This window comes from Shewanella gelidimarina (assembly GCF_023283945.1).
GTDB classification, from domain to species: domain Bacteria; phylum Pseudomonadota; class Gammaproteobacteria; order Enterobacterales; family Shewanellaceae; genus Shewanella; species Shewanella gelidimarina.
Window position 1 is genome coordinate 1 of record NZ_JAKIKW010000076.1, and the last position, 546, is coordinate 546.

The window sequence follows — 546 nt, forward strand, 5'->3', positions numbered from 1 at the left end:
AAACGCACCTGGTGCCACGGGCGAAGGTATGTATGAGATGTTCCGCTTAGGCGCCATTCCTGTACATTTAGCGCACATTCAATCTGGCCCTTGGGCGTCACCTGATGAAGGCGGATTCGGTTATGTGTCTAACTATTCTATCTACAATTTCCCTCATTCAATGGCTGTAAACCGCCTAACGGGTAAGCGTTTCATGAACGAAATTGCTGACCGTAAGACGCGTGCCGATGCTGAGCTAAGTTGCCGTGATGAAAAGGGTAACGCACTGCCTCCAATCTTGATCACTAGCTACAAGGATTCTAAAAAGCATCCGAATACTAAGAAAGTAATCAAGTACAACGTGGGTTGGAAGTTCGATTCAGTTGAAGAGCTTGCCAAGCATTTTGAAGTGCCGCTTACAGCGCTTAAAGCTCAGATCGCAGAGTATAACGAATTCGTTAAGTCTGGTGATGACAAGCAGTTCGGTAAGAACATGACTAAGGCTAAAGATAAGTTTATCGAAGCGCCATTCACCGTCGTAAGACTATGGCCGAAAGTGCATTATTG

The 546-nt window shown here is 45.8% G+C and carries 1 pseudogene; it reads left to right on the forward strand.

The features are described 5' to 3' along the window. Nucleotides 1-546 (forward strand): annotated as a pseudogene (ardA, locus tag L2729_RS21570) (acrylate reductase flavoprotein subunit ArdA); the annotation flags it as partial.